The organism is Methylobacterium sp. E-065, assembly GCF_022829605.1.
Lineage (GTDB): Bacteria > Pseudomonadota > Alphaproteobacteria > Rhizobiales > Beijerinckiaceae > Methylobacterium.
In genome coordinates this window covers 81,528-106,926 of the sequence record NZ_JAKSYD010000112.1, presented here as the reverse complement: position 1 = coordinate 106,926, position 25,399 = coordinate 81,528, and the positions used below count along the sequence as shown (strand labels likewise).

Here is a 25,399-nt window from a genome sequence, read left to right as displayed (position 1 = left end):
CGCCGGGCAAATCGATCGGAGAGGGCATGACCTCAGGAACCCCAACGCAATCGCACGCCGGCAACGGCCATGTGGGCGACGACGATGCCGTGCTGCCCTTCGCCGTGGAGGCGCTGGACGTGCGCGGGCGCATCGTCCGGCTCGGTCCCGCCGTCGACACGATCCTGCGCCGGCACGGCTATCCGGACCCGGTCGCGCGCCTGCTCGGCGAGGCGGCGGCGCTAACCGTGCTGCTCGGCTCCTCCCTGAAGTTCGAGGGTCGCTTCCAGCTCCAGACCAAGACCGACGGTCCGGTGGCGATGATCGTGGTCGATTTCGAGGCGCCCGATCGCCTGCGCGCCACCGCACGGTTTGACGCCGAGCGCGTCGCCACCCTCGGCTCCGGCCCGCTCAAGGATGCCGACCTGATCGGCGCCGGGCACCTCGCCATGACCATCGACCAGGGCACCACCGCCAGCCGCTACCAGGGCGTCGTCGCCCTCGAGGGCCAGAGCCTGGAGGAGGCCGCGCACCAGTATTTCCGTCAGTCCGAGCAGATCCCGACCGAGGTCCGCCTTGCCGTGGCCGAGGCCGTGGAGGAGGGGGCCGGGCATTGGCGGGCCGGCGGCTTGCTTGTGCAATTCCTGCCGCAGTCGATCGATCGCGCCCGCCTCGCTGATCTGCCGCCCGGCGACATCCCGGAGGGGCACCGGCACCTCTCGGGTGAGGCGCCGGAGGACGACGCCTGGGTCGAGGCGCGTTCGCTGGTCAACACCATCGAGGATCACGAACTGGTCGATCCCAATCTGTCGAGCGAGCGTCTGCTCTACCGGCTGTTCCACGAACGCGGCGTGCGGGTGTTCGACCGTCAGCCGGTGAAGGAGACCTGCCGCTGCTCCCACGAGCGCGTGCTGGGCATGATCCGCTCGTTTTCCCCCCAGGAGCGGCACGACATGGTGGCGGATGACGGGCGCATCGTTATCACCTGTGAATTCTGTTCCCGGCGTTACGATCTCGATCCACAGATGGTTGAGGCGGAGATTGCCGACCAGCCGAAGCAGTAGAAGCTGGCCTGATCGCCGTGCAGGGAGGCTCTTTTGGCCTCTCAATGGTCAAGCTTACCTCGCGAAACGTCTGAATATAGGTATTCGTTGCGCGAAATTTTCTTAGACTTGGCCAGAACCGTTTTCGGACCTTCGACGTTGCGTGGCAGATTCAACATTGGAGGAACGCCATGCGGAGAGTGTCGATCGGTTTGGCCGCGCTGCTGATGAGCACCTCGGTCTACGCGCAGCAACAGGGCGGCGCCGAGCGCGGACCTGGAACGGCCGGCCGCGGGAATCCAGGCGGCGCTGAGTCGAGCATGAAGTCCGGCGCCGGGGGCGACCGGATGGGCGGGGCCGAGCGCGGCGGGATGCAGGGCAGCCAAGCTGCCGCCGACCGGAACGCCGGCCCGGGGCAGGCCGAGCGAACCCGTGGACCCGGCGACGAGGGTCGCGCAGCACAGGGCCGCGAGCAGGGCAGCCGCGGCGATCGAGCCGGCACCGAACGCGGCGACCGCAATGACGGCCGGACCGCCGACCGGAATGCCGGTGGGGAACGCGACGGCGCCCGCGCCGAGCGCGGCGATCGCCGGGGCGACCGTGTCGATGTCCGCGCGCGCACCGAAGTCGGCAGCCGGACCGACGTGCGCTCGGAGCGGGTCGAGGGCGGCTTCCGCCGCGAGGGCCGTTTCGTGTTCATCGGCGGCCGCCGGGTCGTGTACGGTTCACCCGAGTACCGCCGACTCATCGTTACTGAGAATCGCGGCCCGCGGGAGCGCTTCGTCGTCATCCGCGGTCAGCGCGTCGTGTACGGCTCGCCGGAGTATCGCCGCCTCGTCAGCGTCCGCGAGACCGGCACCCGCGCGCGCTACGTGGTGGTTCGGGGCCAGCGGGTTCTCTACGGCTCCCCCGAGTATCGCCGCCTCGTCACGGTGCAGGAGGAGCGCTTCGTGACGATTCGCGGCCAGCGAGTCCGTTATGGCTCCGCGGAGTATCGGCGCCTGAGCGGCGGGACTGCCGTCAGCGCGAGCTTCCGCTCCGAGCAGCGCGCGGGCGCCCGGTTCGACAATCGCGGCGAGCGGGATCGGGACAGCATCCGCAACGCCTCGCGGACCGAGGGTCGCGACAACGGTCGAAACGTCGGACGGGCGGATCGCGGGAACGAGCAGGGCATGGAGCGTAATGCTGATCGCAATCGCCGGAACGACGGCATGCGCAACAGCGAGATGCGCGGAAACCAGCGGGACGGTATCCGCAACGCCTCCGACCGCGGCAATGCGCAGGGCGGCATGAAGTCCGGCGCCGAGGGTGGTCGGACGGGCGGTGAGCGCGGCGGCATGCAGGGCAATGCCACCGGCGGTGGCAACATGGGCGGCGTCCAGGGTGGCAGCCGGACCGGCGGTCAGCCGGGTGCCGGGCGCAACTAAGCGATGGATCCGGGGGAGGGGCTTTCCGAGCCCCTCCCTTAGACCTTCAATACGGGTTCCGCGATATCGCCGCCGCCGCGAGCCCTCAGGTAGTCGGGCTGGAACAGGCACATCCGCACGGCATCGCGATAGCGGCCGTTCACGAAGAACTCGTCCTTGAGCACCCCCTCGGATTGGAAGCCGCAGCGCTCGTAGATACGCACGGCCCGGGCGTTCTCGCGATCGACGTGCAGGTAGAGCTTGTGAATGTTGAGCACGCTGAACGCGTAGTCCATGGCGATCCGGGTCGCCTGCCACGCGTAGCCCCGGCCCTGGAAGCCCGGATGGATCGCGATCTGGAACTCGCAGCGCCGGTGCAGGTGGTTGATCTCCACCAACTCGATCAGCCCGGCCGGCTCACCGGTCGGATCGGCCACGATGAAGCGGCGCTCGCCCTGATTGTGGATGTTGCGCTCGTAGAGCTGCTGCAGTTCGGCGAAGGACTCGTAGGCCTCCTCGAACCAGTAGCGCATGATGCTGTCGTTGTTGTTGAGCTGGTGGACGAAGCGCAGGTCCTCCCGCTCCAGCGGCCGCAGCTTGATGGTGATGTCGGTGAGCGCCTTCATGACGCGCAGGCTCCGATCAGGTCGCGCAGGAAACGCTCGCCCTGGCCGAGGGCGTCCAGGGTGATGAACTCGTCGGGCTGGTGCGCCTGGGCGATGTCGCCGGGGCCGCAGACCACGGTCGGAAGCCCGGCCGCCTGGAACTGGCCGGCCTCGGTGGCGTAGGGTACCGCCACGGTGCGATTGCGCCCGGCGAGCCGCAGGCACAGGCGCTCCGCCGCCGAGCCTGGATCGGGGGCGAGGCCCGGAATATCGACCTCCTCCAGCGTCTCGATCCGCCCGAAATCGCCGTAGCGGTTGAGCCGTTCCCGGGTCACCCGCTCCACCTCTTGGGCAAAGAGCCGTGGGATCTCGGCCGGGTCGAGGTCCGGCAGGCCGCGATACTCCCAGTGGAAGCGGCATTCCTTGGCGATGATGTTGCGGGCAGTCCCGCCCTGGATCGTCCCCACATGGACCGTGGTGGCGGCCGGATCGAACCGGCCGGAGGCGTCACCCCGCTCGATCATCAGGTCGGCGATCCGGTTGAGGCCGGCCACCAACTCGCAGGCGGCCGACACGGCATTGGCCCCCAAAGCAGGACGGGCCGAATGCGCCTCGCGGCCATGCACGGTGGTGAGGCAGGTCACGATGCTCTTATGCGCGTCCGCCACCTCCATGCCGGTGGGCTCGCCGACGATCACGGCGCCCGGCCGGGGCAGATCGGCACCGAAGCGGGCGATCCCGTCCATCGAGCCGAGGCAGGTCGTCTCCTCGTCGTAGGAGAGCAGGATGTGGATCGGCCGTTTCAGGTCAGCCGCCAGCATGTCGGGTACCAGGGCGAGCGCCAGGGCGTCGAAACCCTTCATGTCGACGGCGCCCCGCCCGTAGGCCCGGCCGTCGGCGACGCGCAGGGTGAACGGGTCGGTGCTCCAGGCCTGCCCCACCACCGGCACCACATCGGTATGGCCGGAGAGGACCACGCCGCCGTCGACCATCGGGCCGATCGTGGCGAGGATTGCCGCCTTGTCGCCGGCGGCGTTCGGCAGGCGCAGGTACGGCACGCCCCACCCGTCCAGGTAGGCGCAGACCGAATCGATCAGGGCGAGGTTGGACTTGTCGCTCTCGGTGTCGAACGACACGAGGCGGGCCAGCATGTCGAGCGGGCTCAGCCGCTCGCCGGTCGCAGGCATGGGTTCCTCCGGGGCGAGGCCCCAGACCGGGGCCTCAATGAAGGCTGCGGCGGACGTGCGGGCTATCAAGGGAGAAGGCGGGGATCTCAGCCTCGAAGCTCTCGCCGGCCACCGTCGCCATGGTGTAGCTGCCGGCCATCAACCCGTCGGGCGTGTTGAGCGGGCAGCCGCTGGTGTAGCAGAAGGACTCGCCTGGCTCCAGCACGGGCTGCTTGCCGACCACGCCGGTGCCGCGCACCTCCTGGCAGGAGCCGTGCCCGTCGATGATGCGCCAGTGGCGCGAGCGGAGCTGGACCTGCTCGCTGCCGTTGTTCACGATCTCGACCGTATAGGCAAAGAAATAGCGGCTCTCACCCGGCGAAGATTCCTCTTCGACGAAGCGAGACTGGACGGTGACACTAATTCCCCGCGTCTCGGCCTTGTACATCGCCCTATTTGGCCCTCTTGCGGACGGTACGATTCGCGAAGCAGAATGAAACGCGCTTCCTGCGCGGTGGTAGTTGGCTGTGGAATCCCCGTCAATTGCGGCGGACTACCTCGCGCGGTCACGAAGCGCGCACCGGTCCGCTGCGTCGGCCTATCCTTTCTCGGCTGCGCTGGGCCGACGGAGGAAACGGTTAAGGCCGCGTTAGCCAGTCCCGGAGGAAAACGAAGGCGGACGCGGACCGGCCGGCGGCGCGCAAGAGAGGTACGGGCGCGATGACAGCGGGTGCAGCCACGGACGGGCCCCATGCGGGCGCCGGCAGCCGCAGCGGCATCCTGCCGGCTCAGGCTATCGCGGCGCTGGCGCGGGCGGGCGGGATTCGCACCGGCAGCCCGTTCGCGGCCGATCAGATTCAGCCGGCCAGCATCGACCTGCGCCTCGGCGACACCGCCTACCGGGTGCGCACGAGCTTCCTGCCGGGGGCCGGCCGCACGGTGCAAGCCTGCGTCGAACGCCTGGCCCTGCACACGATCGACCTGCGGCCGGGCGCGGTTCTCGAGACCGGCTGCGTCTACATCGCGGAGTTACAGGAGCGTCTGGCGCTGCCCGGCGATCTCGCAGCGGCGGCCAATCCGAAGAGCTCCACCGGGCGCATCGATGTGTTCACCCGCGTGATCACCGATCGGGGCGAGGCCTTCGATCAGGTCGAGCCCGGTTATGACGGCCCGCTCTACGCCGAGATCTCGCCACGCACCTTCCCGGTCCTGGTCCGCACCGGCTCGCGCCTATCCCAGATCCGCTTCCGCCGCGGGGCGCCGCGGCTGAACGAGGCCGAACTCGGGCTGCTCCACGCCCGCTCGGCCCTGGTCGATGTGGGCAATCCGTCCCTCCAGGGGGGCGTGGCGGTCTCGGTCGACCTCGCCGGGTTCGACGGGCTGATCGGCTACCGGGCGAAGCGCCACACCGGGCTCGTGGATGTCGACGCCCCCGGGCGCCACCGCGCGGCCGACTTCTGGGAGCCGCTGGCGGCCGACGGATCGGGCAGCCTCATCCTCGATCCCGGGCAGTTCTACATCCTGGCCTCGAAGGAGGCCGTGCAGGTCCCGCCGGACCACGCCGCCGAGATGGTGCCGTTCGATCCGCTGGTCGGCGAGTTCCGGGTCCATTACGCGGGCTTCTTCGATCCGGGCTTCGGCTATGCCGGGGCAGGGGGCGCGGGGGCACGCGCCGTGCTGGAGGTGCGCTCGCGCGACGTGCCGTTCCTGCTGGAGGATGGCCAAATCGTCGGCCGCCTTGTCTACGAGCGCATGCTCGACGTGCCGGAGACCCTCTACGGCGCGGGCGCCGGATCGAACTATCAGGCGCAGGGGCTCAAGCTCTCGAAGCACTTCGTCCTGTAGCCCCGGGACCCGCCGGACAGGAGCCTGGATCGCATGGACGCGGTGGACCGGAAGATCCTGGATATCCTCCAGCAGGACGCGACGCTGCCCGTGGCCGAACTCGCCGAGCGGGTCGGCGTCAGTGCGGCGCCGTGCTGGCGCCGGGTGAAGAAGCTGGAGGCGTCCGGGGTGATCCGCGGCCGGGTCGCGCTGGTCGACCGGCGGAAGGTCAACGTCCCGACGACGGTGTTCGTTGCCGTGAAGGCCCCGCGCCACGCCGCCGACTGGTCCGAGGCGTTCCGCAGGATCGTGGCCGACTTCCCGGAGATCGTCGAGGCGTGGCGCCTCACCGGCGAGATCGATTACCTGCTGCGCATCGTCGTGCCCGACATCGAGGCCTATGACGCGGTCTATCAGCGGCTCATCGCCAAGCTCGAGTTTTCGAACCTGTCCTCCTCCATCGCCATGGAGGAGATGAAGTACACGACCGCCGTCCCGACCCTCTACGTGGCGTAAGGCCGAAGCGGCGTTTCAGCCCGCCGCGATTTCGTAGGTCCGGTGGATCGAAGAATCCTGGGCCCGGTGATCGTAGCCGTAGACGTGAATCGAGACCGCAGCCTCCGGCCCGTCATTGGCGATCCGATGCAGGTTCGGCCCAGAGGGCATCATGCAGGCGACGAAGCCGGGCTGGCGGACGGTGTCCAGGGTCGCGACCGCATGCGTGTCGCTGATCGGCCGATACCACGTCTCGCGCAGCGAACCGCGCAGCAGCCCGAAGCAGCACGAGCAGTGATGATCGTGCACCGGCGTCACCGTGCCGGGCGCCCACACCATGGCCCACACGCTGATCGTCTCTGTGCCGAACAGCAGATTGCGGCTGAGGCCCTCGCCCCGGCCAACGAGGCGGGACGGATCGAGCAATTCCGGCCGGGACAGAAGCCGCAGCAGCGTGTTCCGCGCGGCAGCGAGATAGGTCTCCGGCGTATGGCGGGCCGACACCGCAAGATCCGCCATCATCGCTGCGACCTCGGCGGAGGTGACCGAATGCGCCATGTCAGATCTCCTTCGCTGCGGCCATTGCAGCGATGGCTATCGTATCGCGGACGCTCCCACGCGTGTTTGCGTTGTTGACTTGATCGGCTTGTGAGTGGGCAACGGGATTGCCCAATTCGTGGCTTTGGAGAAAACTCATTGCGCCGTGCAACCGCGCACGCGAAGACAGGCGCTCGCCGATCGATCAGGACCCGTCGACCGCACGCGCAAAGGCTTGAACCAGGATTGGGTCCAGCTTGCCCTCCATGCCCCGAAGGATCCCCATGGCGGCGACCGCCGGAAGGGGCGCCCGGTAGGGGCGGCGCTCGACCAGGGCCGCGTAGACGTCGCAGATCGTGATTAGCCGGACGATGTCGGGAATAGCCTCGCCCCGCAGCCCGTCGGGATAGCCCGAACCGTCGAGCATCTCGTGATGATGGCGGACCACGGTGAGCACGGGCTCGTCGAACCCGCCGGCCTGGACCAGGATCGCGTGGCCGACGGCCGCGTGCTCGCGCATCACGGCCCGCTCGTGCGTGTCCAGCGGGCCCGGCTTGTTCAGGATCGCCAGAGGGATCCGGGCTTTGCCGACATCGTGGACCAGGGCGGCGCGCACGAGCTGCTGGCGGTCCGCGACCGAGAAGCCGAGATCGAGCGCGAAGGCCGCCGCGAGGCCCGTCACGAGGAGGCAATGCTGGTACGTGGCGTCGTCGTAAGCTCGAACGGTCGCCAACCAGGACGAGAGGCCGCCGACGCCGACCGCCTCGATCACCGGTTCCAGGCCCTCGTCGATCCGCGCGGCATCGACAGCCCCCGATCTGCGGGCGGCATAGAGCAGATCGGCGATGACTGCGCCCGTCGCATCGGCGGCCCAGGCGACGGGGGATAGGCCGCCCTTCGGTCGCTGCGGCTCCGCCGAACCGATCTGGGTCCGAAGGGCTGCCACGATGGTGTCGACCGGCGTCTCGGCGGGCAGGCAGAGGCACGCTCCCAGCCCCCGGGCCGCCGACAGGCTGCGCTGCCCCATGCTGCGCATCAGAAACACACGCGGCAGCCCGGGTGCGTTCGCGATGAGGGCCCGCAGGCCGGTCAGCGGCGAGGGCTGCAACAGGTCGAGATCGACCACGAGCGCGCGATACGGGCCGGGGGGCGGAGTCTCGGACGCGCCTAGCACCATACAGGGGGCGATCCCCTGAAGCGCGCCCAGGAAATCGGAGCGGACCGGTTGCTGGTCGGTGAAGAGGACGAGGGTGCCCGCGTGCATCTCACCCGGCTTCGCAAGGGCCGGCGCCACCCCATGATGGGCGCGACGCCTCTGACCGGTACAGGCTAGCGCGCCAGCCTTGCCAGATCGTAACGACCCGGGTTCAGCCAGCCGCCGCCGCGTCGAGCACCCACGCGATCTCGCCCGCGCTGGTGACGCGGCCTGCCGGCAGGTCCTCGCCGGCGGCAAGACGGGCCAACGCCGCACGCTTTCCCGCGCCGGTCACGAGAAACAGCACGTGCCGAGACGAGGCCAACGCCGGAAACGTCAGGGTGATGCGCGGCACGAACGGCGCGAGCCCGGCCTCGGGCACCGGCGCCACCAACCGTTCCGTCTCCGCCACGGCCGGCTTGCCGGGAAACAGCGAGGCGGTGTGCCCGTCCTCGCCGAGACCGAGGAGCACGAGGTCGAACAGGGGACGGGCGGGATCGAGCCTGTCGGCCCCGTAGAAATCCAACAGCGTGCGCTCGTAGGCGTGGGCGCCGGACTCGGCACCCGCATCCGAGGGAATGAAGTGCAGATGCGTCGGCGGGATCGTGGCGCCGTGGCCGAACGCCTCCCGGACCATGCGGACATTGCTGCGCGCGTCGTCCCAGGGGACGACCCGGTCGTCACCGAAGAACCAGTGGATCCGCTGCCACGGGACCCTACTGGCGTAGTCCGGACCGGCCAGGAGGCCGTACAGCACCTTCGGCGTCGATCCGCCGGAGAGGCAGATCGCGATGCGCTCAGACTGATTCTCGCCGCAGGCCACGATCAGCCGCTCGGCCGCCTCGCGGGCGACGGCCTGCGAGTCCGTCAGGACATGGGTACCGGCGGGAAGGCTCATCGGGCGCCCCTACTTCTTCGGCTCCTGGTGTCCGCCAAAGCCCTTGCGCATCGCCGAGAGCAGCTTGTCGGCGTAGCTCTCGTGCTCACGCGAGCGGAAGCGGCGGTACAGGGCGGCGGACAGCACGGTCGCCGGTACACCCTCCTCGATGGCGGCGTTGATGGTCCAGCGACCCTCGCCGGAATCGTCGACGTGGCCGGAGAAGTCGGAGAGTTGCTCGTCACCGGCGAGCGCCTGGGCGGTCAGGTCGAGGAGCCAAGAGGAGACGACGCTGCCGCGGCGCCAGACCTCGGCGATGTCGCCCAGGTCGAGGTCGAAGCGGCGCTCCTCCGGCAGACCCTCCGAATTGGCATGGCGGAGGATGTCGAACCCCTCGGCATAGGCCTGCATCAGCCCGTACTCGATGCCGTTATGAACCATCTTGACGAAGTGGCCGGCGCCGGTCGGCCCGGCATGGATGTAGCCCTGCTCGGCGCGCGGATCGCGCCCCTCGCGGTTCGGGGTCTTCGGGATGTCGCCGATGCCGGGGGCAAGCGTCTTGAAGATCGGGTCGAGGCGGTCGACGGTCCCTTTATCGCCGCCGATCATCATGCAGTAGCCGCGATCGAGGCCCCAGACACCGCCTGACGTGCCGACATCGACATAGTGCAGGCCCTTCTGCTTCAGCGCGCGGCCGCGGCGGACATCATCGCCATAGAAGGAGTTGCCGCCGTCGATGATGCAATCGCCCGACTCCATGAGGCCCGTGAGCGTCTCGACGGCCTGCTCGGTGATCGCACCCGCCGGCAGCATGACCCAGGCGGCGCGCGGCGCTTCGAGCTTGGCGACCAGATCCTCCAGGCTCGACGCGCCGACGGCGCCAGCCTCGACCAGAGCCGCGACGGCCTCCGGGTTCTGATCGAACACCACGGCTGTGTGCCCGTCGCGCAGCAGGCGCCGGACGATGTTGCCGCCCATCCGGCCGAGGCCGATCATGCCGAGTTGCATCGCTGCTCTCCTCCGGATTTCCCCTCCCCCCTTTCGGGGAGGGGTCAGGGATTGGGGGTGGATCAGGATCGAGCGGCGCGTCCTATTCTGCGCCACCCCCACCTTCGGCTCCTCCCCGCAGGCTTGAGCGATCCCGGGCAAGCCCGGGATCGCCGGGGAGGAGAGAAGGGTGCCTACGCCACCGCGGCCTTGAGCGCCGCCGCGATGCGCTTCAGGCCGGTCTCGAGATCGCCCTTGATATGGACCCGAAGCGCCCGTCGGCCGCGCTCGGCCAGCACCGCGAAATCGCCCCGTGCCTGCGCGGCCACGACGGTGGTGAAGCCGAGCTTCCGGCCGGGGATCGGCAGGTCCTGCGACGGATCGGCGGTGATCTGCAGGAACACGCCAGTATCCGGCCCGCCCTTGTAGGCCTGGCCGGTGGAGTGCAGGAACCGCGGCCCGAATTCCAGGCAGGTCGCGACCTTCCGGGCATCCCGGATGGCGATCCGCGCTTCCTGTAGGATTCCGGCCGTCCGTTCGTCGCGCGGCACGTAGGCAAGGAGGGCGAGGTAATCCCCGTCCTTGAGCCGGGCGACCTGCGCCTTCAGCGCCGCGTCCAGCCCCTCCGCGGCCTGCTTCAGCCCCTCGGCGTTCTTCGGATCGGCGTAGAGGGCGATCGTATCGTCCGCGAACAGCGGCGTCTCGGAGGGCAGGGACCCGCTGGCCTCGGCCTCGGCGAACAGCTTCTTGGTCTCGACCTTGCTGGCCTCGACATCCGGCTGATCGAACGGGTTGATGCCGAGCACACCACCCGCCACCGCAGTCGCCATCTCCAAGCGGTAGAACTCCTGCGGCAGCTGCTCGATGGAATCGAGGGTGATCCGGGCGATCGGGTGCCCGTCGCGCTCCAGGGCGCGCAGGGCCTCGTCCTGTGCCACCTCGGCCCCGCCGTCGAGGCGCAGGTAGAGGAAGAACCGGTCGTGGCCGTAGACCGCCGGAACACCGACGGGCTCCCCGTCCACCGGCACCAAGCCCTTGCCCTGCTTGCCGGTCGATTCCGCGATCAGCTGCTCGGCCCAGGCGCCGAAGCTGTCGATCGCGGGCGACGCGATGACCGTCACCTTGTCCCGCCCTGCGAGCGCCGCCGCACCCAAGGCGGTGCCGAGCAGGACGCCGGGGTTCACGGCCGGGGGGACCACCGGCCCGCAGGAGCGGACCATGATGCGGGCGGTCTCCAGCATCGCCTTCACGTCGAGGCCCATCGCAGCGGCCGGCACCAGCCCGAAGGCCGAGAGCACCGAGTAGCGCCCGCCGATCTGCTTCATGCCGTAGAAGATGTTTTTGAACCCATCCGCCTTGGCGGCGCGCTCCATATCGGAGCCCGGATCCGTGACAGCCACGAAGTGTTCGCCGTCCTTTTCGCCGAGCACGTCCTTGGCGCGGCCCAGGAAGTAGTCGCGAAACACGTTGGGCTCCAGCGTCGAGCCGGACTTCGAGGCGACGATGAACAGCGTCCGCTTTAGGTCAATGCTCGCCTCCAGGGCACGCACCTGATCGGGATGGGTCGAATCGAGGATCTGCAGCTTCGGAAAGCCCTCGCGCTGGCCGTAGGTCAGGCTCAGAACTTCCGGGCCGAGGCTCGATCCGCCCATGCCCAGCACCACCGCATCGGTGAAGCCCTGGGCCTTCACCCAATCTGAGAACGCGGCGTAGTCGGCGGCCTTCTCAAGCTCTTCCTCGACGATGTGCAACCAGCCGAGCCAGCTCGCTTCGTCCTGGCCGGACCAGACCGTGGCATCGCCCGCCCAGAGCCGGCGGATCGCGCCGCTGGCGCGCCAGGTTTCGGCGGTCTTCTTCGCCTCGTTCGCCAGCGTCGCGTCGAGCGCGAGGCTCTGACCATCGAGGCGATGACCGAGCAGCGCCGCGCGCTTGCCCGCCACGGCGCCGAGCAGATTGTCGGCCGCGTCGATGAACAGCTGGACGCCCTCCCGCACCAGCTGCTCGGCGATCGTTTCGATATCGATGCCGGTGCGGGCGAGGCGCGCCATCACGGCCTCGGCGCCCGGCACGTCCTCCTCGATGGTCGCCCGTACGACGCCGTGGTCGCGGAACGCGTCCATGGTGGCCGGCGGCATGGTGTTGACGGTGTTCGGGCCGATCAGCTCCTCGACGTAGAGCACGTCGGAATAGGCCTTGTTCTTCACGCCCGTGGACGCCCAGAGAAGCCGCTGCGCCTTGGCGCCCTTCTCAGCCAGCGCAGTCCACTTCGGCTCTGCGAAGATCGACCGGTAGCGCTGGTAGGCGAGCTTGGCGTTGGCGATCGCCACCTTGCCCTTGAGCTGCTCCAGGGCGATCTTCTCGTCCGGGTCGTTGGCCTGGGCGATCTTCTCGTCCAGCAGTTTGTCGACCAGCACGTCGATGCGGCTGATGAAGAAGCTCGCCACGCTGGCGATCCGTGAGACGTCGTGGCCAGCCTTGGCGCGCTCGTCGAGACCGTCGATGAAGGCGCGCGCCACCGCCCCGTAGGCCTCCTGCGAGAACAGCAGGGTGACGTTGATCGAGATGCCCTCGCTGGTGAGCTGCCGGATCGCCGGGATACCCTCCGGCGTAGCCGGCACCTTCACCATCAGATTGTCGCGGGAAACCGCCTTGTGCAGCCGCCGCGCCTCAACCAGCGTCTCCTCGGTGTCGAGGGCGAGATAGGGCGAGACCTCCAGGCTGACGTAGCCGTCGGCGCCATCACTCGCCTCGTAGACCGGGCGCAGCACGTCGGCGGCGGCCTGGATGTCGGCGATGGCCAAGCCCTCGTAAAGGTCGATGACCCGGCTGTCGCCGGTCTCCTGCACGGCCTTGATGCTCGCATCGTACTCGTCCGAGTGGCCGATCGCCTTCTCGAAGATCGACGGATTGGAGGTGACGCCGCGCAGGCCGTCGCGCTCCACGAGCTGCTTGAGTTCACCCTTCTCGATGAAGCCCCGGGCCACGAAATCGAGCCAGACCGCTTGATCCTGTTCGTCGTGCAGGGCCTTGAGCGCGTTCATGTCGGTTCCTCGTCTCGCGTGCCGCGTCCCGGACCCGGAACGCGCTCTCCTTCCCCTTGCGGAAAGGAGTGGGAGGTGGGGGTGGTGCAGAAGGCACCCGAGCGCTCGATCCTGCGCCACCCCCACCCCTGACCCCTCCCCGCAAGGGGGAGGCGGAAAGCCGTTGGCCTACTTCTTGTGCTTGGCTACCTGGGCCTTCGCCGCCTCCAGCACCTTCTCGGGGGTAAAGCCGAACTTGGTCTGGAGATCCTTGATCGGCGCAGACGCTCCGAACGTGTGCATGCCGATGATCGCGCCCTCGGAGCCGGCATAGCGGTCCCAGCCGATCACGCTGCCCTGCTCGACCGCCACCCGCGCCTTCACGGCGGGCGGCAGAACCGAGTCGCGATAGGCTTGATCCTGCCGCTCGAACAGCTCCCAGGACGGCATCGACACCACCCGGGCCTTCACGCCGTCCGCAATCAGCGCCTCGTAGGCACCGACGCAGAGCTGCACCTCGGATCCGGCGCCCAACAGGATCACGTCGGGCGTGCCCTCGCAATCGGCCAGCACGTAGCCCCCCTTCGCGGTTCCCGAAGCCGCGCCGAACTTCGTGCGGTCGAGCGTCGGCAGCGGCTGGCGGGAGAGGGCGAGCACCACCGGCTGGTTCTTCGACGAGAAGATCACCCGGTAGGCTTCGGCCACCTCGTTGGCGTCGGCCGGGCGCAGGGTGATGAGCCCGGGAATGCAACGCAGCGACAGGAGCTGCTCCACCGGCTGGTGGGTCGGCCCGTCCTCGCCCACGCCAATCGAATCGTGGGTGAAGATGTGGAAGACCGGCAGCTCCATGAGTGCGGCGAGCCGGATCGGCGGGCGCATGTAATCGGCGAAGACCAGGAAGGTCGCGCCGTAGGCCCTGAGCCCCGAGAGGCCGAGCCCGTTCACGATCGAGCCCATGGCGTGCTCGCGGACGCCGAAATGCAGGTTGCGGCCGCCCGGCGAGAACGGGCCGAGCGAGCCGGCGCCGTCGAAAGTCAGGTTCGACTTGTTGGACGGCGCCAGATCCGCCGAGCCGCCGAGCAGGAACGGCACATGCTGGGCGATGGCGTTCAGCACCTTGCCGGAGGATTCGCGCGTTGCGAGACCCTTGGCGTCGGGCTCGAAGACGGGGATGTCCCGGTCCCAGCCCTCCGGCAGGCGGCCCTCCAGCAGGGCGTTCAGGTCCTCGGCGTGGTCGGCATCGGCCTCCTTCGCCTTGCCGAGCAGATCCTGCCACGTAGCGTAGAGTGCGGCACCCCGCATGCCGATGCCATCGCGGAAATTCTCCTCGACCCCATCGGGCACGAGGAACTGGGCATCCTCCGGCCAGCCATAGGCGCGCTTGGCGCCCTTCACCTCGTCTGGGCCGAGCGCGTCCGAGTGGGCCTTCGGGGTGCCCTGCTTGTTCGGCGCGCCGTAGCCGATCACCGACTTGACGATGATCAGCGTCGGCCGATCGTTGGTGGCCAGGAACGCCTCAATAGAGCCCGCGAGCGTCGGCACGTCGTTGGCGTCGGCGACGCGCAGCACCTGCCAGCCATAGGCCAGGAACCGGGTCGCGACCTCCTCGCCGAAGGCGAGTTCGGTGTGGCCTTCGATGGTGATGGTGTTGTCGTCGTAGATCCAGCAGAGGTTGCCGAGCCGCAGATGGCCGGCGAGCGAGGCGGCCTCGGAGGCCACGCCCTCCATCAGGTCGCCATCCGAGCAGATCGCGTAGACGTTGTAGTCGAACAGCGGCAGACCGGGCCGGTTCAGGTGCTGGCCGAGATAGCGGCTGCCCATCGCCATGCCGACCGAGTTGGCCACGCCCTGGCCGAGCGGTCCCGTGGTGGTCTCGACGCCGGTGGTGAAGTGGTATTCCGGATGGCCCGGCGTCCGGCTGTCGAGCTGCCGGAATTTCTTGATGTCTTCCAGCGTGACCGCCGGGGCATTGCCGCCGTCGCTCTCGGCGACGCCTGCCAGATGCAGCAGCCCATAGAGCAGCATCGAGGCGTGGCCGCAGGACAGCACGAACCGGTCGCGGTTCGGCCAGTGCGGATGCGCCGGATCGTAGCGCAGGTAGTGGTTCCACAGGGTGTAGGCCACCGGCGCAAGGCCCATCGGCGCTCCGGCATGGCCGGAATTGGCCTTCTGCACCGCGTCGATCGCGAGCGTGCGGATTGTGTTGATGCTGAGCGTGTCGATCTCAGCGAGGGCCGCCTTGGCGGGAGTGTCAGCACCGCTCATGGTTTTACGTCTTCCAGTTCGCCTTACGCGTGCCGCTTGTCGGCTTCGCGCCGCCGCAGGACGGCGGGGGGAGCTCCGTTGCCCTTACCACCCTGTCGATCCGCCGGCCCTTCGCCGCGCGTATAGCTGAGGAGCGTGTTGACGAGCGCCACGTGGGTGAAGGCCTGGGGGAAGTTACCCACAAGGCGCTTGGCTTGCACGTCGTATTCCTCGCTGACGAGGCCGAGATCGGTGCAGATGCCGATCAGGCGCTCGATGATCGCCCGCGCCTCGTCCCTCCGGCCGAGGCCGATCAGGTTGTCGGCGTACCAGAACGTGCAGGGCAGGAAAGCCCCCTCGTTGCCCGAGAGGCCGTCGGTGGTCTGGCCCTCGGTCTCGTAGCGCAGGATGAAGCCGTCCCGCATCAGGCCCTTGCCGATCGCCTCCACGGTGCCGACCACCCGGGGATCGTCCTGCGGCAGGAAGCCGGTATGGGCGATCAGCAGCAGGCTCGCGTCCAGCGCCTTCGCGCCGTAGGACTGGACGAAGCTGTTGAGTTCGGGATCGAACCCCTTCTCGCAGACCTCGGCGTGAATGGTGTCCCGGACCGTGCGCCAGCGCTTCGCGTGCTCCTCGGTGGCGCCCGTTTCGTGCATTTCGTGCATGCGTAGCGCCCGGTCGAACGCGACCCAGGCCATCACCTTCGAGTGTGTGAAGTGGCGCGGGCCTCCGCGCACCTCCCAGATGCCCTCATCGGGCTGACGCCAAGCCTTCTCCAGGTGTCCGAGGATCGCGAGGCCGACGCGCAGCCCGTCTTCGCTTACCGGCAGGCCGCGGGCATGGGCCTGATAGAGCGCGTCGAACAACTCGCCGTAGACATCGAGCTGAAACTGGCTGGCTGCAGCGTTGCCGATCCGCACGGGCTTCGAATTCTCGTAGCCGGGCAGCCAGTCGAGTTCGATCTCGGGCAGCAGCCGCTCGCCGCCGATTCCATACAGGATGTGCGCCTGCTCGGGGTTCCCGGCGACGGCCCGCTGGAGCCAGCCGAGCCAGGCGGCCGCCTCGTCGATATAGCCGCCATCCATCAGGGCGATCAGCGTCAGCGTCGAATCGCGCAGCCAGCAGAACCGATAATCCCAGTTGCGCTCGCCGCCGAGCCCCTCCGGCAGGGAGGCGGTGGGCGCAGCCACGATGCCGCCGGTCGGCTCGTAGATCAGGGCCTTCAGGGTCAGAAGCGAGCGCTGCAGAATCCGATCCCAGGCGGTCCCACCGGCGGCACGGCTCGACCATTCGCGCCAATGCTGGTCCGTGGCGTCCAGGGCCTTGCGGGGCTCGATCGCCACCGGGTCGTCCTCATGGGACGGGCCGTAGCTCAGGACGAAGCGGTGCTTGTCGCCGGCCTGGACGGTGAATTCGGCCAGGGTGGTCTGCGCATCCGACCCTTTCACATGGACGTCGGTGCGCAATACGACCTTGTGGGGGCCGGAGACGGCGCGCAGGTCGCCGAGTTCCGAGCGAGACACCCAGGGCACCGCCGAGCCGTAATCGAACCGGACCGCCATCTCCATCCGCATGGCGACGCGGCCGTGGACACCCTCCACGAGCCGCACGAGATGCGATCCGTCGCCGACCGGCATGAAGTCGGTGACCAGAACCTCGCCCTGCCGGGTGATGTGCCGCGTCTCCAGCACGAGGCTACCCGGCCGGTAGGCCCAATGGGTCTCGACGTGCTCCGCCTCCGGGAAGATCTTCCAGAAACCGTGCGCCTCGGTCCCGAGCAGGCTGGTGAACAGGGCAGCCGCATCGAAGCGCGGCCAGCACAGCCAGTCGACGCTGCCCAGTCGGCTGATCAGCGCCGCGCTGCGACAATCGCCGACGAGCGCGTAATCTTCGATGCGTGCAGCCATGCGGCCCCGGCTCCAGCCAGCGGCCGGAAACCCGGACCGTCTGCCGCAACGCACCTAGGACGGCGGTCCGACAGGTCCAGAGGTTTGTTCAGTCGAGCTTGGAGACGCCGCGTCCGCGCCGGGCAGTCAGCGCAGGCAGTCGGCCACCGCCAGCGACACGGAGCCCCGGACCACCGCGGCGCCAGTGCGCATGAGTTCGGCGGCGTCGCCGACGACACGGGCGGCCGGTGCCAGGGTATCGGTCACCGACTCTGTCACCGCATCGGCCACGGCATCCGCAAACGGTAGAGCTTGCCCCGGGATCACGTCGCGTCCGGCCGCATCCGCGGCTTCCGCGTGGGCGGCAGCAAATGGATCGGTGCCGCGTAGGGGCGTCTCCGGGCACCGTCGTCCCGGGCAAGGGCGCCGGTTCGCGGCGAGACGCGGCGCCGGACGGACTACCGCCGCGACATGGGGCTGCGAACGAGCTGGCTGCGAAGCCGAATCGTCGAGCGGAAATGCTTCGGCGAAAGCCAGGGTCGCGGGGAGGCGGCCCGCGGCCGCGGCGATGGTCGGCACCGGCACGAACGACGTCGCGGCAGGCGCAGACGCGACCGGCGCAAGGGATGCCGTGGTCAGCGGATCGGACAGCGCGCGTTCCGCCAGCGCCGCGAGATTTGGATTGGAGGATGGGCAGTAGAACGACGCCACACCCAGAAGGGCGATCACCGCCAAGGTCGGCAGGAACGGCATCGTGACGCGGGCTGCGCCGGCCTCCGTGAGAGCGGGCTGATCTGGCCTGCGCATCCGAATCACCGATCACCTCGTCCGCTCCGACAAACCCAGGGAGCCTCCGCATTGCGGCGGAAGCTAGACCATTTCTTTTCGCGGGCGTTGCAGCTCGGTACAGAATGGCGAGAGATGACGCCGGATCCCGCTTTTCCCGTGGGCCCGGAAGAGGGCATACACCTTGCTTGGCCGTGTGGGCCCGGTTCGGGCCAACCCGCCCCGAACCGGGCTCCGATGACCGAAACAAGCCTTACCGTCGCCGTGATCGACCCGAGCCGCGCCCGCGCGGCGATTCTTGAGGAGGGCCTTCGCGCGGCCGGGGTCGGCCGCGTGGTCGTCATCCCCGACACCGCCGACCTGATGGAGCGCGTGACCGCCCTCAAGCCCGATGTGGTGGTGATCCATCTGGAGAGCCCAAGCCGGGATATCCTGGAGCAGATGTCGGGGGTGTCGCGGCAGGTTGAGCGGCCGGTGGCGATGTTCGTCGACCGCTCGGACACCACCATGATGCAGGCCGCCGTCGATGCCGGGATCTCCGCCTACGTGGTCGACGGTCTGCGGGCGGAGCGGATCAAGTCGATCCTTGATATCGCGATCCTGCGCTTCAACGCCTTCGCCCGGCTTCAGCGGGAGCTCACCGAGGCGCGGGGCGAACTCGCCGACCGCAAGTTGATCGAGCGCGCCAAAGGCATCCTGATGAGCATGAAGGGTCTCACGGAGGACGAGGCGTACAAGCAGCTGCGCCGCAAGGCCATGAACGAGAAGCGCAAGATCGCCGACATCGCCCGCGCGATCGTCACCACCGCGGACCTGCTCGGATGAGGCTCCAGCTCGGCTACGTCCCGCTCTGCGATGCCGCGCCGCTGATCGTGGCGCACGAACTCGGCTTCGCCCGAACGGAGGGCCTCGAACTCGACCTTACCGCCGAGCCGTCCTGGGCGACCCTGCGCGACCGCTTGGCGCTCGGCCATCTCGACGGCGCCCATATGCTGGCGCCGCTGGCGCTGGCGAGCCGGCTCGGCCTGTCGGGGCCGCCCTCGGACCTGATCGTGCCGATGCAGATCAGCGTCAACGGCAACGCCATCACCCTGGCGCAGAGCCTCTGGGAAGCGATGGCCCCAGAGCATGAGGAACCCGCCGAAATCGCCCGCGCCTTCGCCCGCGTGGCGGAGGAGCGACGCGCGGCGGGCCGGCCCCTGACGCTGGGCACCGTCCATCCGTTCTCGTGCCACAGCTACCAATTGCGGCTGTTCGCTGAGGCCGGCGGCCTCGATCCGGGGGCGTTCCGCACCGTGGTGGTGCCGCCCCAGTACAGCGTCGAGACCCTGGCGCGGGGCCTCGTGGACGGTTTCTGTGCGGGCGCCCCGTGGAACGACGTGGCGGCCGCCGCGGGCCACGGGCGCATCGCGGTGCTCGGCAGTGCTCTCGCTCCGGATGCCCCCGAGAAGGTGCTCGCCGTCTCCGAGCGGCTCGACAGCACGATCCTGCCGCTGGTGCGCGCGGTGGCGCGGGCCGGGCGGTGGTGCGCCGATCCCCAGAACCGCGGGGAGTTGATCAACCGCCTCGCCCGTCGGCCCTACCTCGATCTCGACGCGACCATCATCGCCCGCACGTTCGCGGACGGATCGGCCGAGTTGCCCACCGCCGGTGCAGGGCCATCGTTCGGTGCAGCGATTCAGGAGCCGCGGCCGGCGGATGCGGTGTGGCTTCTCGAGCAGATGCAGGCCGCGCGTCAGATCGCGGATCAGACCGCGCTCGAAGACGCGATCACGACCGTCTACAGGCCGGATCTCTACCGTGCGGCGGTCGCCGAACTCTAGCCGGGCGACAGGCCGCCACTTTCGTCTCCAATAAGTGGCGCCGCGCCCGGACGGTGCGGAACGTCGGACAGCGTGGCCCGTTGTGTATGCGCCATGCCCGGATGCCGCAAACTCGATACTGGCTCTTATTCGTCGCATCCTCGCATGCGCGATGAGCTTCGTCGTCATATCTACCGGGGCGGCAGGCCTCCCCGGGCGAACAACGACAACCGGCGCGCCGGCATGAGTCGCGGATGGTATTGGGCCCTGATGATCGGGGCGATGCCGACCATCGGTCTGCTGGCCGTTCTCTCCGTTCTGATTTAACGGGCGAATCCCGCTGCGTCGGCCCTATCGGCGGCGGCATGCTCGAAACCCGCGCCTGCTCAACGGCAGTGCGATCCGGGAAATTTTATCCCTCACCTCAGACTGACCGCAACGCGGTTGCGCACGCTCGGCAGCCATGGCTCGATTGCAGCCCGTGCCGGTAGCGTCGCGCCTGATCATTTAACGGCCAACGCCCGATTTTTGTGCAGCGCGCGTTGCGCGCTGAGACCGATTGCTTCCTGCAACCAAACTGCTTTTCAGCCGCTCGCGATGGCGCGCCGAGCCGATCGCCGGGCTGGCACAAAAGCTGCTTCATATCAGACGTCCGTCAACGGCGACGGGCAGCGCCGTCAGCGAGGCCGCTGATCCGGTCCTCCTGAGGCACGAAGCCCGCCGGGAGATCACCGGCAGCGGCTTTTTCGTGGGCGGTCCGCCAACGACCCTGCAATCGAGGTTCCAGACGCGATCGAGCGATGGCGACATCATCCAGCGAACCACGCATCCACGACGCGCGCGCCGAAACCGGCTTGCCGCGCGAGAGACTGGTCGTAATCGGCAACGGAATGGCCTCGCTGCGCTTCCTGGAGCGCCTGACCGAGGGCTGCCCCGGCCGGTTCGACGTAACCTGCGTCGGCGCCGAACCCCAGGCTGCCTATAACCGGGTCCTCCTTTCTTCGTTGCTCGGCGGCGAGGTCGACGAGGCGGCTTGCGCATTCCGCGGCCTCGATTGGTACGCGGCCCACGGCATCCGCCTGATCACCGGCGCGCCCGTCACGCAGATCGACCGGGAGAACGGGCTGGTCGTCGTGGGCGAGACCCACGTCCTGCCCTTCGACAAGCTCGTCCTTGCGGTCGGGTCCCTGCCGATCCGCCTGCCGAAGCCCGGCATGGATCTCCCCGGAATCATCACGTTTCGCGACCTCGCCGATGTCGCGGCGATCCGCAGAGCAGCGGTGCAGCATGCCCGCGCGATCGTCATCGGCGGCGGTCTGCTGGGCCTCGAAGCCGCGGTCGGCCTCGCGCGGCTCGGGGTCGACACGACCCTGCTCCACGTCATGGACCGGCTGATGGAGCGCCAGCTCGACCACCACGCCGCCGGGCTGGTGAAGCGCGCCATGGAGTCCCGCGGCGTGCGTGTCATACTCCAAGCCGATACCGCCCGGGTGGAGGGCGACAACCGGGTCGAGCGCCTTATCCTGGCCGACGGCACCGTCCTCCCGGCCGACCTCGTGGTGATGTCGGTGGGCGTGCGTCCCTCGATGGCGCTGGCGCAGGCCGCCGGACTCGCGACGGGCCGCGGCATCACGGTCGATGATCGGATGACCACCTCGGACGCGCGCATCTTTGCGCTGGGCGAGTGTGCCGAGCATCGCGGCATGGTCTACGGCCTCGTCGAGCCCGCTTACGAGCACGCCGAGACGCTGGCCCGACACCTCGCCGGCCAACCGGCCGAGTACCGGGGCACGGCCCTGTCGACAAGCCTCAAGGTTTCCGGCCTGCCGGTCTTCTCGGCCGGCATCGTGGATACGCCCGAGGATGCCGAGGCGATCGTGCTCTCGGATCCCGGCGCGGGGCTCTACCGCAAGCTGCTGGTGCGGGAGGGCAAGCTGATCGGCGCCGTGTTCGTGGGCGACATCGCCGAGCAGGCCGCCTGCAAGCGCCTGATCCGCACAGGCGATCCGATCGAGAACGTGGACGACTTGATGTTCGGGTGCCCCGCGCCCGAGCCGCTGGCCGCTTAAGGAGGCACGGGATGTCCGAGACCATCACTCAGACCGCCGCGGACGCGTTCGAGGCCGAGCAGAAGCGCTATCTCGAAGGCTTCGCCTCCGGCATCGCCGCCGTCCGCATGACCGGCGGCCTCGCGGGCGGCGGGGCAGGGGCCTCGGCCCCGCCCGCCGAACCGACCGGGCCGGATGCGATTCACATCAAGGCGCAGGACAAGACCGTCAAGGACGGTGGCAAGCTCTGCGAGCAGGAGAAGTGGAAGCGCGCCGAGAGCCCGTTCGACGGCCATAACCGCCTGATCCAGGAGGCCGCAGCCGGCAAGCAGCCGAAGCCCGAGGACAATTTCCGTTGGCGCTACCACGGGATGTTCTGGGTCGCGCCCAATCAGGTTTCGTACATGTGCCGGATGCGGATCCCCAACGGGATCCTGCACCATTGGCAGTTCGCGGGCGTTGCCGACCTCGCCGATCAGCATGGTGGCGGCTACGTCCACGTGACGACCCGGGCCAATTTGCAGGTGCGGGAGATCGGCCCCGAGCACGCCCAGCCCTTCCTCGACGGGCTCACCGATATCGGCCTCACGGCGCAGGGCTCGGGCGCCGACAACATCCGCAACGTCACCGGATCGTCGACCGCCGGCATCGACGCCCAGGAGCTGCTGGACACGCGCCCGCTGGCGAAGTCCTGGCACAACTGGATCCTCAACGACCGCTCGCTCTACGGCCTGCCACGCAAATTCAACGTCGCCTTCGACGGCAGCGGCGTGATGCCGACCCTGGAGGAGACCAACGATATCGGCTTCCAGGCGGTGGAAGTCTTGGACGGCGCTTCCGTGCCGCCGGGCATCTACATGCGCCTCGTGCTCGGCGGCATCTCGGGCCACCGGGACCTCGCCCGCGACACCGGCATCGTGCTGAAGCCGGAGGATTGCAACGCGGTCGCCGACGCGATCATCCGCGTCTTCATCGAGAACGGTGATCGGACGAACCGCAACAAGAGCCGGATGAAGTACGTCCTCGACGCCTGGGGCTTCGACAAGTACCTCGCTGCCGTCGAGGACAAGCTCGGCCGCAAGTTCGACCGGGTCGCGCCGGAGCACGTCGCCCCGCGTAAAGCCACCGACCGCTACGCCCATGTCGGCGTCCACGCCCAGAAGCAGCCGGGCCTCAACTGGATCGGCGTGGTCCTGCCGGTGGGCAAGATGACGAGCGATCAGGTCCGGGCGCTGGCCAAGATCGCGTCGGAATGCGGCGACGGCCAGATCCGCCTGACGGTCTGGCAGAACTTCATCTTCTCCGGTGTTCCGGATGCGAAGGTCGCCGAGGTCGAGGCCCGCGTGGAAGGCCTCGGCCTCACCACCAAGGCTGCCGGCATCCGCTCGGGCCTGGTGGCCTGCACGGGCGCCCGCGGCTGCAAGTTCGCGGCCTCCGACACCAAGGGCCACGCGCTCATCATCGCCGACCACATCGAGACGGCCATGCCGAATCTCGACGTGCCGGTGAACGTCCACCTCACCGGCTGCCACCACAGCTGCGCCCAGCACTACATCGGCGATATCGGGCTGATCGGCGCCAAGGTCGTCGTCTCCGAGGAGGGCGATACCGTCGAGGGCTACGACATCGTGGTCGGCGGCGGCTTCGCCGAGAACCCGAAGATCGGCACAGAGATCTGGAAGGCCGTCAAGGCCGAGGATTGCCCCTCCCGGGTGGAGGCGCTGCTGCGGGCCTATCTCGACCGCCGCCAGGGCCCGGAGGAGAGCTTCCAGGCCTTCACCAGCCGCACCGGCGCGGAGGCGCTCCGCGACGCCGCCGAGGACCAGCCCGCGTTGAAGGCCGCCGCATGACCCAGCACGTCTCGCCCCCCCTCGTCCTGATCCCCGAGACCGCGCCCTTCAACGAGGACCAGCGCGCCTGGCTCTCGGGCTATTTCGCGGCGTTGCTCGGCCCCGCCGTTGCGGGTGCGACGGCGCTCGCGCCCGGCGAAGGCCCCGCGACGGGACCGAAGCTGGCCGACAACGACGATGCGCCCTGGCACGACCCGTCCGTGCCGATCGGCGATCGGATGGCGATGGCCCAGGACCGCCCCGAGCCGCAGAAGCTGATGGCCGCCATGGCCCAGCAGGATTGCGGCCAGTGTGGCTACAACTGTGCCGACTACGCCAACGCGATCTTCCTCAAGAACGAGGCGCGCCTGAACCTTTGCCAGCCCGGCGGCAAAGAGACCCTGCGCATGCTCAAGAAGCTGGACGAGGAGTTCGGCGCCGCCGGAGGCGCCCCCGCGGCCCCGAAGGCGGACGACGATGCCCCGAAGGCGGCGGCCGATCTCGGCCCGCTCGGCTTCTGCCGTGAGAACCCGGTCGAGGCGCTGTTCCTGTCCCGCCGCCGCCTCAACGATCCGGGCGGCGAGAAGGAGACGTGGCACATCGAGATCGGCCTCGACGGCACGCCGATCCAGTACGAGGCGGGCGACTCGCTGGGCCTGTTCCCCGCCAACGCCCCGGCTCTGGTGGACGCGGTGATCGCGGAACTCGGCGCCCGGCCCGAGCGGGTGATCGGGCAAAAGACCCTGCGCGAGCACCTGCTGATCAACTACGCGCTGGGTGCCGCGCCCGACAACCTCTACCAGCTCCTGTCGCTGCTCACCTCGGGCGCGGCCCGCAAGAAGGCGCAGGCGCTCGCCTCCGGCGAGGATCCGGACGGCGACGCCGCCTATCTCGACGTGCTCGGCGCCCTGCACAAGTTCCCGGGCGCCCGGCCCGACGCCGAGGTCTTCCTGGAGGCCCTGGATGAGCTGCAGCCGCGGCTCTACTCGATCTCGTCCTCGCCCAAGATGGATGTCGGCCGCGTTTCATTGACCGTGGATGCGGTGCGCTACAATCACCGCTCGCGGCTGCGGCTCGGCGTCGCGTCGACCCATCTCGGCGAGCGCCTGCCTGAGCAGACCCGGGTGAAGATCTACCTCCAGAAGGCCCACGGCTTCGGGCTGCCGGAAGATCTGTCGAAGGACGTAATCATGTGCGGCCCCGGCACCGGCATCGCGCCGTTCCGGTCTTTTCTCCGCGAGCGCGCCGCCACGCAGGCGCCCGGCCGCAACTGGCTGTTCTACGGCCACCAGCGGCAGGCCACCGACTTCTTCTACAAGGACGAGCTGACCAAGCTGAAGGACGACAAGGTGCTGACCCGCCTGTCCCTGGCATGGTCGCGCGACGGCACCGAGAAGACCTACGTCCAGGATCGGATGCGCGAGAACGGCGCCGATCTGTGGAAGTGGCTGGAGGGCGGCGCGCATTTCTATGTCTGCGGCGACGCCAAGCGCATGGCCAAGGATGTCGAGCGGGCGATCATCGACGTGGCGGCGCAGCACGGGGGCAAGAGCCCGGAGGACGCGGTGGCGTATCTCGCGGCGCTCAGGAAGGCCGGCCGGTATCAGGCGGACGTGTATTGAGCACGCCGCTCTCTCCTCCCCCGTGCGGGGAGGAGCTGGAGGTGGGGG

20 protein-coding genes are annotated in these 25,399 nt (G+C 68.9%); 9 read left to right on the top strand and 11 right to left on the bottom strand.

The features are described 5' to 3' along the window. Positions 1-26: 26 nt before the first annotated feature. Entirely contained in the window at positions 27-1,043 is a 1,017-nt protein-coding gene (locus MKK84_RS13740; RefSeq protein ID WP_243920492.1) for an Hsp33 family molecular chaperone, read from the top strand. Positions 1,044-1,213: 170 nt separating this feature from the next. After that, positions 1,214-2,449 (top strand): hypothetical protein, encoded by a 1,236-nt coding sequence (locus tag MKK84_RS13735; RefSeq protein ID WP_243920491.1) that lies wholly within the window; start codon positions 1,214-1,216, stop codon positions 2,447-2,449. A gap of 38 nt (positions 2,450-2,487) precedes the next feature. On the opposite strand, the gene speG is transcribed toward MKK84_RS13735, so the two are convergent. From speG to apaG, 3 genes are read right to left on the bottom strand one after another with little or no spacing between them, the layout of a single operon-like run. Beyond that, complete coding sequence (gene speG, locus MKK84_RS13730) at positions 2,488-3,036, bottom strand: spermidine N1-acetyltransferase (protein ID WP_267355999.1); 549 nt, start codon at positions 3,034-3,036, stop codon at positions 2,488-2,490. Positions 3,037-3,050: 14 nt separating this feature from the next. After that, positions 3,051-4,220, bottom strand: a complete 1,170-nt coding sequence (argE, locus tag MKK84_RS13725; protein ID WP_243920489.1) for an acetylornithine deacetylase — start codon at positions 4,218-4,220, stop codon at positions 3,051-3,053. Between the two features lie 34 nt (positions 4,221-4,254). Next, positions 4,255-4,647, bottom strand: coding sequence for a Co2+/Mg2+ efflux protein ApaG (apaG, locus tag MKK84_RS13720; RefSeq protein WP_243920488.1), 393 nt, complete (start codon positions 4,645-4,647; stop codon positions 4,255-4,257). 272 nt (positions 4,648-4,919) lie between these two features. Between apaG and MKK84_RS13715 the strand changes: the two genes are divergently transcribed. Next, a complete protein-coding gene (locus MKK84_RS13715) occupies positions 4,920-6,044 on the top strand; it encodes a 2'-deoxycytidine 5'-triphosphate deaminase (RefSeq protein WP_243920487.1) in 1,125 nt (374 codons plus the stop codon). 33 nt (positions 6,045-6,077) lie between these two features. Further along, positions 6,078-6,539 (top strand): Lrp/AsnC family transcriptional regulator, encoded by a 462-nt coding sequence (locus MKK84_RS13710; RefSeq protein WP_091719498.1) that lies wholly within the window; start codon positions 6,078-6,080, stop codon positions 6,537-6,539. A 15-nt stretch (positions 6,540-6,554) separates the two neighbouring features. On the opposite strand, the gene MKK84_RS13705 is transcribed toward MKK84_RS13710, so the two are convergent. The 8 genes from MKK84_RS13705 to MKK84_RS13670 form a co-directional block, all read right to left on the bottom strand. Continuing rightward, positions 6,555-7,076 (bottom strand): cysteine dioxygenase family protein, encoded by a 522-nt coding sequence (locus tag MKK84_RS13705; RefSeq protein WP_243920484.1) that lies wholly within the window; start codon positions 7,074-7,076, stop codon positions 6,555-6,557. A 184-nt stretch (positions 7,077-7,260) separates the two neighbouring features. Further along, entirely contained in the window at positions 7,261-8,319 is a 1,059-nt protein-coding gene (locus tag MKK84_RS13700; RefSeq protein ID WP_243920482.1) for an HD-GYP domain-containing protein, read from the bottom strand. Between the two features lie 103 nt (positions 8,320-8,422). After that, on the bottom strand, positions 8,423-9,148 hold the full coding sequence (pgl, locus tag MKK84_RS13695) for a 6-phosphogluconolactonase (RefSeq protein WP_243920480.1): 726 nt from the start codon (positions 9,146-9,148) through the stop codon (positions 8,423-8,425). A 9-nt stretch (positions 9,149-9,157) separates the two neighbouring features. Continuing rightward, positions 9,158-10,135, bottom strand: a complete 978-nt coding sequence (gene gnd / locus MKK84_RS13690; RefSeq protein ID WP_243920478.1) for a phosphogluconate dehydrogenase (NAD(+)-dependent, decarboxylating) — start codon at positions 10,133-10,135, stop codon at positions 9,158-9,160. Between the two features lie 173 nt (positions 10,136-10,308). Further along, on the bottom strand, positions 10,309-13,155 hold the full coding sequence (locus tag MKK84_RS13685) for a bifunctional transaldolase/phosoglucose isomerase (RefSeq protein ID WP_243920476.1): 2,847 nt from the start codon (positions 13,153-13,155) through the stop codon (positions 10,309-10,311). A gap of 168 nt (positions 13,156-13,323) precedes the next feature. After that, complete coding sequence (tkt, locus tag MKK84_RS13680; protein ID WP_243920474.1) at positions 13,324-15,399, bottom strand: transketolase; 2,076 nt, start codon at positions 15,397-15,399, stop codon at positions 13,324-13,326. Positions 15,400-15,422: 23 nt separating this feature from the next. Next, the gene (locus MKK84_RS13675; protein WP_243920472.1) at positions 15,423-17,285 is read right to left on the bottom strand and encodes a glycoside hydrolase family 15 protein; all 1,863 of its coding nucleotides are present in this window, start codon (positions 17,283-17,285) and stop codon (positions 15,423-15,425) included. Positions 17,286-17,411: 126 nt separating this feature from the next. Continuing rightward, positions 17,412-18,071: a hypothetical protein gene (locus tag MKK84_RS13670; protein ID WP_243920470.1), complete on the bottom strand. Its 660-nt coding sequence runs from the start codon at positions 18,069-18,071 to the stop codon at positions 17,412-17,414. 216 nt (positions 18,072-18,287) lie between these two features. Here MKK84_RS13670 and MKK84_RS13665 point away from each other — a divergent pair, with 216 nt between their 5' ends. The 5 genes from MKK84_RS13665 (at position 18,288) to MKK84_RS13645 (ending at position 25,351) form a co-directional block, all read left to right on the top strand. Further along, positions 18,288-18,875: an ANTAR domain-containing response regulator gene (locus tag MKK84_RS13665; RefSeq protein ID WP_243920468.1), complete on the top strand. Its 588-nt coding sequence runs from the start codon at positions 18,288-18,290 to the stop codon at positions 18,873-18,875. Next, positions 18,872-19,873, top strand: a complete 1,002-nt coding sequence (locus MKK84_RS13660) for a CmpA/NrtA family ABC transporter substrate-binding protein (RefSeq protein WP_243920467.1) — start codon at positions 18,872-18,874, stop codon at positions 19,871-19,873. Before MKK84_RS13665 ends, MKK84_RS13660 begins: the two co-directional genes overlap by 4 nt. Before the next feature lie 779 nt (positions 19,874-20,652). After that, entirely contained in the window at positions 20,653-21,921 is a 1,269-nt protein-coding gene (locus MKK84_RS13655; protein ID WP_243920466.1) for an NAD(P)/FAD-dependent oxidoreductase, read from the top strand. Between the two features lie 11 nt (positions 21,922-21,932). Beyond that, entirely contained in the window at positions 21,933-23,750 is a 1,818-nt protein-coding gene (locus MKK84_RS13650; RefSeq protein ID WP_243920465.1) for a NirA family protein, read from the top strand. Continuing rightward, positions 23,747-25,351, top strand: coding sequence for a sulfite reductase subunit alpha (locus MKK84_RS13645; RefSeq protein WP_243920464.1), 1,605 nt, complete (start codon positions 23,747-23,749; stop codon positions 25,349-25,351). The genes MKK84_RS13650 and MKK84_RS13645 overlap by 4 nt, the downstream gene beginning before the upstream one ends. Positions 25,352-25,399: the final 48 nt, after the last annotated feature.

Bases quoted from the DNA above. Each gene is read 5' to 3' on its own strand.
- MKK84_RS13665 (WP_243920468.1), top strand. From the start codon at position 18,288: ATGACCGAAACAAGCCTTACCGTCGCCGTGATCGACCCGAGCCGCGCC.
- argE (WP_243920489.1), bottom strand. From the start codon at position 4,220: ATGCCTGCGACCGGCGAGCGGCTGAGCCCGCTCGACATGCTGGCCCGC.
- MKK84_RS13715 (WP_243920487.1), top strand. From the start codon at position 4,920: ATGACAGCGGGTGCAGCCACGGACGGGCCCCATGCGGGCGCCGGCAGC.
- tkt (WP_243920474.1), bottom strand. From the start codon at position 15,399: ATGAGCGGTGCTGACACTCCCGCCAAGGCGGCCCTCGCTGAGATCGAC.
- MKK84_RS13645 (WP_243920464.1), top strand. From the start codon at position 23,747: ATGACCCAGCACGTCTCGCCCCCCCTCGTCCTGATCCCCGAGACCGCG.
- MKK84_RS13710 (WP_091719498.1), top strand. From the start codon at position 6,078: ATGGACGCGGTGGACCGGAAGATCCTGGATATCCTCCAGCAGGACGCG.
- MKK84_RS13655 (WP_243920466.1), top strand. From the start codon at position 20,653: ATGGCGACATCATCCAGCGAACCACGCATCCACGACGCGCGCGCCGAA.
- MKK84_RS13735 (WP_243920491.1), top strand. From the start codon at position 1,214: ATGCGGAGAGTGTCGATCGGTTTGGCCGCGCTGCTGATGAGCACCTCG.
- pgl (WP_243920480.1), bottom strand. From the start codon at position 9,148: ATGAGCCTTCCCGCCGGTACCCATGTCCTGACGGACTCGCAGGCCGTC.
- apaG (WP_243920488.1), bottom strand. From the start codon at position 4,647: ATGTACAAGGCCGAGACGCGGGGAATTAGTGTCACCGTCCAGTCTCGC.
- MKK84_RS13670 (WP_243920470.1), bottom strand. From the start codon at position 18,071: ATGCGCAGGCCAGATCAGCCCGCTCTCACGGAGGCCGGCGCAGCCCGC.
- MKK84_RS13675 (WP_243920472.1), bottom strand. From the start codon at position 17,285: ATGGCTGCACGCATCGAAGATTACGCGCTCGTCGGCGATTGTCGCAGC.
- MKK84_RS13660 (WP_243920467.1), top strand. From the start codon at position 18,872: ATGAGGCTCCAGCTCGGCTACGTCCCGCTCTGCGATGCCGCGCCGCTG.
- gnd (WP_243920478.1), bottom strand. From the start codon at position 10,135: ATGCAACTCGGCATGATCGGCCTCGGCCGGATGGGCGGCAACATCGTC.
- MKK84_RS13700 (WP_243920482.1), bottom strand. From the start codon at position 8,319: ATGCACGCGGGCACCCTCGTCCTCTTCACCGACCAGCAACCGGTCCGC.
- MKK84_RS13740 (WP_243920492.1), top strand. From the start codon at position 27: ATGACCTCAGGAACCCCAACGCAATCGCACGCCGGCAACGGCCATGTG.
- MKK84_RS13685 (WP_243920476.1), bottom strand. From the start codon at position 13,155: ATGAACGCGCTCAAGGCCCTGCACGACGAACAGGATCAAGCGGTCTGG.
- MKK84_RS13650 (WP_243920465.1), top strand. From the start codon at position 21,933: ATGTCCGAGACCATCACTCAGACCGCCGCGGACGCGTTCGAGGCCGAG.
- MKK84_RS13705 (WP_243920484.1), bottom strand. From the start codon at position 7,076: ATGGCGCATTCGGTCACCTCCGCCGAGGTCGCAGCGATGATGGCGGAT.